The organism is Methyloceanibacter marginalis (genome assembly GCF_001723295.1).
Classification (GTDB): domain Bacteria; phylum Pseudomonadota; class Alphaproteobacteria; order Rhizobiales; family Methyloligellaceae; genus Methyloceanibacter; species Methyloceanibacter marginalis.
This window is the reverse complement of the sequence record NZ_LPWD01000469.1, coordinates 1-10,029: the sequence shown is the minus strand read 5'-3', so window position 1 is coordinate 10,029 and position 10,029 is coordinate 1. Positions and strand designations below refer to the sequence as shown.

At 62.3% G+C, this 10,029-nt stretch carries 9 protein-coding genes and 1 pseudogene; all 10 read right to left on the bottom strand.

Going from position 1 to position 10,029, the window contains the following annotated elements; all coding sequences use genetic code 11:
• On the bottom strand, positions 1–201 hold a 201-nt coding region (locus tag AUC71_RS17000; protein WP_193427059.1), incomplete at its 3' end, for an NnrS family protein.
• A gap of 101 nt (positions 202–302) precedes the next feature.
• A complete protein-coding gene (locus AUC71_RS16995; RefSeq protein ID WP_069625211.1) occupies positions 303–1,016 on the bottom strand; it encodes a Crp/Fnr family transcriptional regulator in 714 nt (237 codons plus the stop codon).
• 102 nt (positions 1,017–1,118) lie between these two features.
• Complete coding sequence (locus AUC71_RS16990) at positions 1,119–1,400, bottom strand: hypothetical protein (RefSeq protein WP_069625210.1); 282 nt, start codon at positions 1,398–1,400, stop codon at positions 1,119–1,121.
• A 9-nt stretch (positions 1,401–1,409) separates the two neighbouring features.
• Positions 1,410–2,180, bottom strand: coding sequence for a peptidylprolyl isomerase (locus AUC71_RS16985; protein ID WP_244501027.1), 771 nt, complete (start codon positions 2,178–2,180; stop codon positions 1,410–1,412).
• A complete protein-coding gene (gene narI / locus AUC71_RS16980) occupies positions 2,164–2,997 on the bottom strand; it encodes a respiratory nitrate reductase subunit gamma (protein WP_083238574.1) in 834 nt (277 codons plus the stop codon). The genes AUC71_RS16985 and narI overlap by 17 nt, the downstream gene beginning before the upstream one ends.
• A complete protein-coding gene (gene narJ, locus AUC71_RS16975) occupies positions 2,994–3,698 on the bottom strand; it encodes a nitrate reductase molybdenum cofactor assembly chaperone (RefSeq protein ID WP_069625208.1) in 705 nt (234 codons plus the stop codon). The genes narI and narJ overlap by 4 nt, the downstream gene beginning before the upstream one ends.
• Positions 3,698–5,221: a nitrate reductase subunit beta gene (gene narH, locus AUC71_RS16970; protein WP_069625207.1), complete on the bottom strand. Its 1,524-nt coding sequence runs from the start codon at positions 5,219–5,221 to the stop codon at positions 3,698–3,700. The genes narJ and narH overlap by 1 nt, the downstream gene beginning before the upstream one ends.
• Positions 5,218–8,976 carry a nitrate reductase subunit alpha gene (locus AUC71_RS16965; protein ID WP_244501026.1) on the bottom strand — a complete coding sequence of 1,253 codons (3,759 nt, stop codon included), beginning with the start codon at positions 8,974–8,976 and terminating at the stop codon, positions 5,218–5,220. Before AUC71_RS16965 ends, narH begins: the two co-directional genes overlap by 4 nt.
• 510 nt (positions 8,977–9,486) lie before the next feature.
• Positions 9,487–9,618: pseudogene (locus AUC71_RS19020) on the bottom strand (NAD(P)-dependent alcohol dehydrogenase); the annotation flags it as partial.
• A gap of 215 nt (positions 9,619–9,833) precedes the next feature.
• The coding region (locus AUC71_RS16960) for a DNA-directed RNA polymerase subunit alpha C-terminal domain-containing protein (RefSeq protein WP_280139339.1) at positions 9,834–10,029 on the bottom strand (196 nt) is incomplete at its 5' end.

The window sequence follows — 10,029 nt, the reverse complement described above, 5'->3', positions numbered from 1 at the left end:
CATTTCATGGGCGTGCCAGGGCAAAGCGCCGTAGCCGGGTGCAAGCTCCCACCGGCCTGCGAGCGCACCGAGCCAAATCGTCAGAGCCAGAATGGCCCACAGGGCAGCGCCGAGAAAAAATGGGCGAAAGCCATAGCTGAGCAGGGCGCGCAGCAAGTTGCCTTGGCCGGTTCCCCGTTCCTCGCGCAGGCTGCGTTGCATGGACCGTAGAGCCTCCAGCGGCACGGCGCGTGCCTGAATGACTGACGACGCTACAAAATGGGCTTGAGATGGACGTTGTCCCAGCGCAAATCGGCGTGCGCTTAGCGTGAGCGCTCCTTCGGGGCACCGCGATCGGCGAGCGTGGAGAGAGCTTGGGCGTCGCGGACGACAATCTTGCGGCGTCCGACGGTCACGAGGCCCGCGCTTTCCCATGCGCTCAAGGTTCGGCTGACGGAGTGAAGCGTCGTTCCGGAAGCCTCGGCGAGTTCCTGCTGAGTGATCGGGAAGTCGACCAGAACGCCCTCGTCGGTTTGCTTTCCGGACTGCGTAATGAGCCGAAGGACGGTGTGGGCCACGCGATGCTCGACTTCCTCTGTCGAGAGCTCCTTGATCCTGGCATGGGCCTCCTGCAGGCGATCACCCATCGTTTGCATGACGTTGACGGCGAACGCAGGATGTGACGCCACGAATTCATCCCATATCTGGGCCGGCCAAACTAGCGTAACGCTGTCGACCACGGCCGTCGCCGTAGCCGGATAGTCCTCGCGGCGGAGCGCCTTGGCGATCCCATAGATGTCGCCGGGATGGACAAAGCGGATAATCATCTGTTGGCCGTGGGGCGTCGTCTTCACCACTTTGAGCCGCCCGTGCAGCAGCACAAAAAAGGAATTGGCCTTCTCCCCTTGCTGAAATACAGCCGTCCCCTTTGGGATGCGCTGCGCCTTGGCATGGGCGATCACATCGTCAAGCTCGGGCTCGCCCATAGCGCTGAACACCGGTAGCGCCTGGATGAGGTTGCGGTCCAGATTCGGCATTGTGCCCGGGGGCCTCTTGTAATTCCGTGGGTAGGCCCCCTAGGGTAGCGACCGGCGCACCTCAAGGTCAAACGGCGTTCCGCCGCCGGCGACATTCGGCAATCAGTGGGGGACGCGGGTCGCGTGGATCAGGGCGCGCTTGAGGCACGTCAGGCCTGGATCCTCCGAGCGCCCCAACTCGCCCATCAGCGTGATCCACTCGTCATCCGACGCATCCTGGGCATAGCGCTGCACCGCGCCTGCGATAAAGGCGCCAAGCGGCAGTCCCTCCGCCTCGGCGCCGGCGCACACCTCCGCGAGCAGGACAAGGTCGCCGAGGCGCTGGAGGGCGTCAGCGGCAACAGATTCATCATTGAAGCGGGAGAGAAGATCGCCGAGCAGCATGAATGGCCGTCAACTCACGCGATGCGCTTCCGCGCCGGCAATCTCGATGCCGGCGATCCGCGCGTTCGAGACCAGCCGTGCGACATACTGGGCGGTTGCCCGATGCATGACATTGGCGCGGAGATAGGCAGCGATCCGATCGGCAACGAGTTCGAACGGTAGGTCCTTTCCCTCGATCTTTCCGTCGAGACGGATGATGTGAAGGCCGTAACATGTATCCACCGGCGCCTCAGTGATCGCGCCAAGGTTGAGCCGCTCGAGCGCCCGCTCAAATTCAGGTGTCGTCTGCCCAACCGTAATCTGGCCGAGAGACCCGCCCAGCGCCGCCGACGGGCAGGCGGAGTGCGCCCGCGCTAGGTCGGCGAATTTCTCCGGATACCGCTTCAGTTCCGCGAGCACCGAATTTGCCACGACTCTCGCTCGCGCGTAGCTTTCCGCTTGAGCCTGGAGCGCCGCAAAGAGGATATGGGACGCCGCATAAATCGGCTGCGACCGGAAGCGCCGCCGGTTCTGCTCGAAATAACGCCGGCAGGCAACTTCGTCTGGGTCCGGTGTCGCCACCTCTTCCTCGATGAGCGCCCGGAGAAGCGCCTCCTCGTCGGTTTCGCGCCGCCCGCTGCCGTTGTCGCGCGGGGAAGATGCAATTCCAAGGCAGCGCACCCGCTGCAGCAGTAGCTCTCGGATAACGAGTGCGCGCGCAGCCGACTGCCAGGCTTCGATGGGCTTCGACGCCTTGTGATGCTGTACCTCGCGGGCGATGGCATCACGCGAAATCGCCACGCCGTTCACGCTCACCGTCTCGGGCTGGGGAATCGACTGAAGCACATGGGACGCACAAGCCATGAGAATTATTCCGCCGGCATGGGGCCGCGCGGCGGGAGCGGCGTGTGACGCGCGGCGGGCGCCCCAACCTGCTGCGCGTGCGCACCACCTGATAGCCACGCCGGCCCAAATACCAAATCGGCGCGCTCCACACATGCACGAGGCGCGTGAACGGAAACACCAGGAAGATCGTCATGCCGAGGAATAGGTGCAGCTTGAAGATGGGATTGACGTCGGCGACCAGCGACGCGACCCCCGGTTGCAGCGTCACGATGCCCTGCGCCCAGGTCATGAACTTCAGCATCTCACCGCCATCCAAATGCTGGAGCGAGACCGGAATCGTTGCGAGACCCAAGAGCAGCTGCACGTAGAGCAGGAGCAAAACAGCGATGTCGCCGAACGAAGATGTGTTGCGGATGCGCGCATCGAAGAGACGCCGATGCACCAAGAGCGTGATCCCGACCAAGCAGGCGATCCCGGCAATGCCGCCAATCACAATCGCCATCATCTGCTTGACGCCATGACCCATGCCGAGAAAATCGAATACAGCGATCGGCGTCAGCAATCCGACGAAATGGCCAAGGAAAATGATCAGAATACCGACGTGAAAGAGATTGGAGCCCCAAGTGAGTTGCTTGCGCCGCAAGAGCTGACTAGAGCCCGACCGCCATGTGTATTGCTCACGGTCGAAGCGCAACAGGCTGCCGCCGAGGAAGACCGCGATGCAGAGATACGGGTACCAGCCAAACAGAAGCTGGTTGATGGTCTCGCTCATGGCGCCACTCCCTTGGATGCATCCGCCACAGGCCGGCGCCCGGCCCGTATCTGGGACACGATCCGGTCCTTACAGGTCGGCGCCGCGCCCGGGCCGAACGTCACCGCTTCTTCTTCCCATTGCGCATCGAGCGCCGCGAAATCGTTGGGATCGGCATCGTCAATCTCCGCCGCGACGTCGACTTCTGCGTCCGGCGCGGTCGCGGCGAGCGACGCCAGCCCCTCGAAGACGGCCGCGTAGGGCGAGTGGCGCTTGTGCAGGCGCTCGGCGAGGGCCGTCAAAATGTGCGCGGGCTGGCCGAGCTGTTCGCGCGCCTCCTCCAGCGGGCGTACGGAAAGAAATTCGAGAAACGCCGGCAGGAAGTCCGGGAGCTCGCTGGTACTGAGGTAAAGCCCATTCTGCTCGTAAAGGCTCTTGAGATCGATCATCGCCTGACCGCGGTCGCGGCTCTCTCCATATACGTGCTCGAAAAGGTGCAGCGACAAAGAACGCGTCCGGTCGAAAAGCTCGACATAGCGCTCTTGCGTCGCAAAGAGGTCGCCCGTGGCGATTTCTTCGATGAGAGCGTCCAGCGCTCGGTGATTTTCCGGCAGCAGGAGGCCGTCCTCGTCAATGGCGCCCCGCAACTCCGGCGCGGCCTTCTGCAAGGCTTCGTCCGGGTAGCTGAGTAGCGCCGAGAAGGCCTTGAAGATGTTGCTCATCAGCTGACCTCCATCGGCGTCTTGACGTGCTTCTTAGGTGACCCGAACAAATTCGCGTCCGTCGTCCCGCCCGAGCAGCCATTGCCGAAAGAAAAGCCGCAGGAGCCACGCAGGTCGAAGGCGTCCTCGTCGAGCTCGCGATGCGCTGTCGGAATGACGAAACGGTCCTCATAGTTCGCTATGGCCATGATCTGGTACATGTCCTCAATCATCTGCCCGTCGAGACCGACGCGGTGGGCGATGCTTTCGTCGATCACGCCGTCAACGGTCTTGGCCCGCATATAGGCGCGCATGGCCAGCATGCGCTCCAACCCAAGCGCGACCGGCTCTTCCTTTCCGGCGGTGAGCAGATTGGCGAGATACTGGAGCGGGATGCGCAAGCTGCGAACGTCCGGCATCTCACCGTCAAAGCCGATTCTGCCGGACTCCGCCGCGGCGTTGATCGGCGACAGCGGCGGCACGTACCAAACCATCGGCAGCGTGCGGTATTCCGGGTGCAGCGGAAAGGCGACCTTCCAGTCCATCGCCATCTTCCATACAGGCGAGCGAATAGCAGCTTCGAGCCAGTTCTCCGGCACGCCGTCGGCCCGGGCCTGATCGAGCACCGCCGGATCGTTGGGATCGAGGAAGATCGAGAGCTGAGCCTCATAGAGGTCCTGCTCGTCGGCAACGCTCGCCGCCTCTTCGATGCGGTCGGCGTCGTAAAGCACCACGCCGAGATAGCGTATGCGGCCGACGCAGGTTTCTGAGCACACCGTGGGCTGACCGGCCTCGATGCGCGGGAAGCAGAAGATGCACTTCTCCGATTTTCCGCTCGACCAGTTGTAATAGATCTTCTTGTAAGGGCAGCCCGACACGCACATGCGCCAGCCGCGGCATTTGTCCTGATCGATGAGAACGATGCCGTCTTCCTCGCGCTTGTAGATGGCGCCAGACGGGCATGCCGCGACGCAAGCCGGATTGAGGCAATGCTCGCACAGCCGCGGCAGATACATCATGAAGGTGTTCTCGAACTGCCCGTAGATCTCTTTCTGCACGCCGTCGAAATTGACGTCGGCGGAACGCTTGGCGAACTCGCCGCCGAGGATCTCTTCCCAGTTCGGTCCCCACTCGATCTTCTCCATCCGCTGGCCGCTGATGAGCGAGCGCGGCCGCGCGACCGGCATGGCTTGCAGTTCCGGCGCCTTCTGCAGATGCTGATAGTCGAAGGTGAAGGGCTCATAGTAGTCGTCGATTTCGGGCAGATCGGGATTGGCGAAAATATTGGCCAGCACGCGCCATTTGGCACCGATTCGGGGCTCGATCTTGCCGTTCCGCTTGCGCCGCCAGCCGCCGTTCCAGCGGTCCTGGTTCTCCCATTCCTTGGGGTAGCCGATGCCGGGCTTGGTCTCGACGTTGTTGAACCAGGCGTACTCCATGCCTTCGCGGCTGGTCCACACGTTCTTGCAGGTGACCGAACAGGTGTGACAGCCGATGCATTTGTCGAGGTTCAGCACCATGGCGATTTGGGCGCGGACTTTCATTCGGCTGCCTCCAGTGCGGCTGTATCGGCAAGCGCGTCCGCGGCCGGCCTTTCGAGCCAGTCGACCTCCGCCATCTTGCGCACGACGACGAACTCATCGCGGTTGGAGCCGACCGTGCCGTAGTAATTGAAGCCGTAGGACTGCTGAACGTAACCGCCGATCATGTGCGTCGGCTTCAGCACCGTCCGCGTCACCGAGTTATGGATGCCGCCGCGCTGGCCGGTCTGCTCGGAGCCCGGCACGTTCACGATCTTCTCCTGCGCGTGATACATCATGCACATGCCTTCCTTGACGCGCTGGGAGACGACGGCGCGGGCCACCAGCGCGCCATTGGTGTTGAAGGCCTCGACCCAGTCGTTGTCGACGATGCCGGCTTTCTCGGCGTCGACCTCGCTCATCCACACGATCGGTCCGCCGCGCGACAGGGTCAGCATCAGCAGATTGTCGGTATAGGTGGAGTGGATGCCCCATTTCTGATGGGGCGTGATGAAGTTGAGGACGATGGCCGCGTTGCCGTTCGGTTTGCGGTCGATGACCGGCTTCACGGTCTTGGTGTCGATCGGCGGGCGATAGACGCATAGCCCCTCGCCGAAGGCGCGCATCCATAGATGGTCCTGATAGAGCTGCTGCCGGCCGGTTAGCGTCCGCCACGGGATCAGCTCGTGCACATTGGTATAGCCCGCGTTGTAGCAGACCTTCTCCGACTCCAAGCCCGACCAGATCGGGGACGAGATGATCTTGCGCGGCTGGGCGACCACGTCACGGAAGCGGATCTTCTCGTCCTCCTTGTGGAGAGCAAGATGGGCGAGCCCTCGGCCGGTCGTCTTCGACAGAGCGTCCCACGCCTTGACCGCCACCTCGCCGTTGGTCTCCGGCGCCAGCGTCAGGATGACTTCGCAAGCGTCGATGTCGCTGTCGATGCGCGCCAAGCCCTTGGTGGCACCCTCCTCCTCGACCTCTCCGTTGAGACGCTTGAGAAACTCGACCTCATCCTCCGTCTTCCAATTGATGCCCTTGCCGCCATTACCGAGCTTGCCCATCAACGGCCCCAGCGCGGTGAAACGCTTGTAGAGATTGGGATAATCGCGTTCGACCACCGTGACCTGCGGCATTGGTCTTGCCGGGGATGGGATCAATCTCTCCCCGCTTCCAATCCTTGCGTCGAGGGCTTGGGCGATCTCGCCGGGCGTGTCGTGCATAATTGGCGTGAGCACCACGTCCTTCTCGACGCCGAGCACTTCCGGCGCCACCTCGGAGAAGGCTTTGGCGATGCCCTTGTAGATCTCCCAGTCGTTGCGCGCGCCCCAAACCGGGTCGACCGCGGAGGTCAGCGGATGAATGAAGGGGTGCATGTCGGAGGTGTTGAGATCGTTCTTCTCGTACCAAGTCGCCGTCGGCAGCACGATGTCGGAATACATGCAAGTGGTCGACATGCGGAAGTCGATGGTGACGAGCAGGTCGAGCTTTCCTTCCGGCGCCTGGTCGTGCCACTCGACCTCTTGCGGCTTCTGGCGCCCGGTCGTGCCCAAATCCTTGCCCATCACGCCGTTCGGCGTGCCGAGCAGATGCTTCAGAAAATATTCGTGTCCCTTGCCGGACGCGCCCAAAAGATTGGAGCGCCACACGAACAGATTGCGCGGCCAATTGGCCGGCTTGTCCGGGTCCTCGCAGGAAAGCTTCAGATCGCCCGACTTTAGCGCGGCGGCGACATAGTCTTTCGGTGCCTGGCCGGCGACTTCCGCCTTGGCAGCGATGGAGAGCGGGTTTGTCTCCAGCTGCGGCGCGGACGGCAGCCAGCCCATGCGCTCGGCGCGCACATTATAATCGATCAGCGCGCCGTCCCACGGGCCCGCCGGTGCGGTGGGCGAAAGGATCTCCGACACGTCGAGCGTCTCGTAGCGCCACTGATCGGTGTGGGCGTAGAACGCCGACGTTGAGTTCATCTGCCGCGGCGGCCGTCCCCAGTCCAGCGCGAAGGCCAGTGGCAACCAGCCCGTCTGCGGACGGAGCTTCTCCTGCCCGACATAATGCGACCAACCGCCGCCCGACTGTCCGACGCAGCCGCACATCACCAACATGTTGATGATGCCGCGATAGGTCATGTCCATGTGATACCAGTGGTTCACACCAGCCGCGAGGATGACCATGGAGCGCCCATCGGTCTTCTCGGCGTTGGTCGCGAACTCCCGGGCGATGGTGACAATCTGCGCGCGCGGCACACCAGTGATCTTCTCAGCCCATGCGGGTGTATAAGGCTCCACGTCGTCATAGGACGCGGCCAGATGCTCGCCGCCAAAGCCCTGGTCGACGCCGTAATTCGCCATGAACAGGTCGTAGACGCTGGCCACCAGCGCCTCCCCGTCCTTCAGCTGTAGCCGTTTGGCCGGCACCCGGCGCATCAAGACCCCCGGATGGTCGGTGCCGGCAAAATGGTCGTGCTCGCGATTGCCGAAATAGGGAAAGGCGACATCGACGAGTTCGTCGCGGATGCCGGCGAGCGAGAGCTGCAGCTTTGTCTCCCGACCCTGGCCGTCCTTCTCCTCGAGATTCCACTTGCCGGAATCGCTCCAGCGAAAGCCGACAGCGCCGGCTGGCGCCACGACCTCGCCCGAAATTTCGTCAAAGGCGAGCGTCTTCCATTCGGGGTTGGCCGTCTCGCCTAAGGCTCCGTCCAGATCGCTGGCGCGCACGAAACGCTCCGGGACAAGCTTGCCATCCGTCGTTCTCGACGAGGCGGACGAGCATCGGCATATCGGTGTATTTGCGGGCATAGTCGACAAAATACGGACCTGGCGGTCAACATGAAACTCGCGGGCGATCACATGGCCGAGCGCCATGGCCAGGGCCGCATCGGTGCCTTGCTTCGGGTGCACCCAAAGGTCGGCAAATTTCGCTGCCTCCGAGTAGTCCGGCGTGACCACGACACTCTTGGCACCGCGATAGCGCGCCTCGGTGTAGAAGTGGGCGTCGGGGGTGCGTGTCTGGGGGACATTTGATCCCCACAGGATTAGGAAGCCCGAGTTGTACCAGTCGGCGCTTTCGGGAACGTCAGTCTGCTCGCCCCAGGTCTGAGGTGATGCGGGTGGCAGGTCGCAATACCAGTCGTAGAAAGACATGCATACGCCACCGAGCAGCGACAGATAGCGTGAGCCCGCGGCATAACTCACCATCGACATCGCAGGGATTGGCGAGAAGCCGAACACGCGGTCCGGCCCGTGAGTTTTCACGGTGTAGGCATTGGCCGCGGCAATGATCTCGTTGACCTCGTCCCAGGTCGCGCGGACGAAGCCGCCAAGGCCGCGCTTCTTCACATAGGCGCCGCGCTTGGTGGGGTCCTCGACGATCGAGGCCCAGGCGGCGACAGGCGTCAGGTCCGCACGGGCATCACGCCATAGCTTGATCAGGCGCGAGCGGACCAGGGGGTATTTCACTCGGTTGCCTGAATAGAGATACCAGGAGTAGCTTGCCCCACGCGAGCAGCCACGCGGTTCGTGATTGGGCAGCTCGGGCCGCGTGCGGGGATAGTCGGTCTGCTGCGTCTCCCAGGTGACGATGCCGCCCTTGACGTAAATCTTCCACGAGCACGAGCCCGTGCAGTTGGCACCATGGGTGGAGCGAACAATTTTGTCGTGCTGCCAACGCTTGCGGTAGCCATCCTCCCACCGCCGGTCTTCGTGCGTGACGACGCCGAAACCGTCCGCGAAATCGTCGACCGCGCGATCGAAAAAGGTCAGGCGGTCGAGGAAATGGCTCATAATTCCTTCCTATCGCTCAACGATGGACGAACGGCCGCGATCCGTCTGGGGTTACATAGAGTTTTGGTCGTGGCCATGCGTTGCCCAGACGCCACAAAGGATGCAAGCTCACAGGGCAAATTCCTACGGGTTTGATATTGGTCCGCGCGGGCTCGTCCTACGTTGACGTAAGTCAAGTTACCGAGAGATTGGCGCCGCGTCGGTGGATGCCGCTTCTTGGATCAGCTCGCAGAACGCTTCCTTGGCCATGTCGTGCCCGGGGTCCCGGATAAGCTGGGCGATGAGCAAGTCTTGATGTGTCCCCGACACCCACAGGATTCGGGGAAGCGAAATCAGGCAACATTCGCATCCACAGTCGCTGTTTTCGCCCAAGGCCCAATCGGTCTTTGCGCAACCGCAGGCGCCAAGCTGAAAGGTGCTACGACCATCATTCCAGTTGATACTGTCGCGGAACGGCTTACGGTCGCGCGGGCGGTGCTGACGGCGGCTCCTAGATCCGAAGCGGGCATCCGGCGCCAGATTGGCCATGGCATCAGGCACGCGTACGTATTCCGCTTGGCATCCGTCAATCCTGTTGCCAAAGAGCCAACCACCAATAGGCTTGATGCCGTGCGGCGTGCCTGCGCCACATTGTTTGCAACCTGTCTGAATCGACCGAACCCTCAATGGCGGTGGTCTAAGCGAGGTCAGAAAGGCGCGAGTCTTCTCCCATGCACCATGTTCGAACAAATCGACAAGACCGCCTTGGGCACGCAAATCGGATTTTCTTCGGCTCATTGGCTGCTAGGTAAACCGCAGCCTAATGATCGGACCGGGCAGGATGTGCAGCCTTGGAGATGGGACAGACCCATTCGGTGTCACCCGTAGCGGGCGCGCGGAAACCAACAATACTGGCGAGGTCTGGACGGGGCGAGGCTTAGACCAACGCTGGCAAGATTGTCCTGAATCTGTTGGAGGGTCAGCTTGCCCATGTTCGGTATCCGTAACAGGTCTTCCGGCGCAAGCTTGGTTAGTTGCCGCAGCGAGACAATGCCTTCCTTCTTGAAGGCGTTG

Coding starts and splice junctions, on each gene's coding strand:
- AUC71_RS16995 (WP_069625211.1), bottom strand. CDS start 1,016: ATGCCGAATCTGGACCGCAACCTCATCCAGGCGCTACCGGTGTTCAGC.
- AUC71_RS16990 (WP_069625210.1), bottom strand. CDS start 1,400: ATGCTGCTCGGCGATCTTCTCTCCCGCTTCAATGATGAATCTGTTGCC.
- narI (WP_083238574.1), bottom strand. CDS start 2,997: ATGAGCGAGACCATCAACCAGCTTCTGTTTGGCTGGTACCCGTATCTC.
- narJ (WP_069625208.1), bottom strand. CDS start 3,698: ATGAGCAACATCTTCAAGGCCTTCTCGGCGCTACTCAGCTACCCGGAC.
- narH (WP_069625207.1), bottom strand. CDS start 5,221: ATGAAAGTCCGCGCCCAAATCGCCATGGTGCTGAACCTCGACAAATGC.
- AUC71_RS16965 (WP_244501026.1), bottom strand. CDS start 8,976: ATGAGCCATTTCCTCGACCGCCTGACCTTTTTCGATCGCGCGGTCGAC.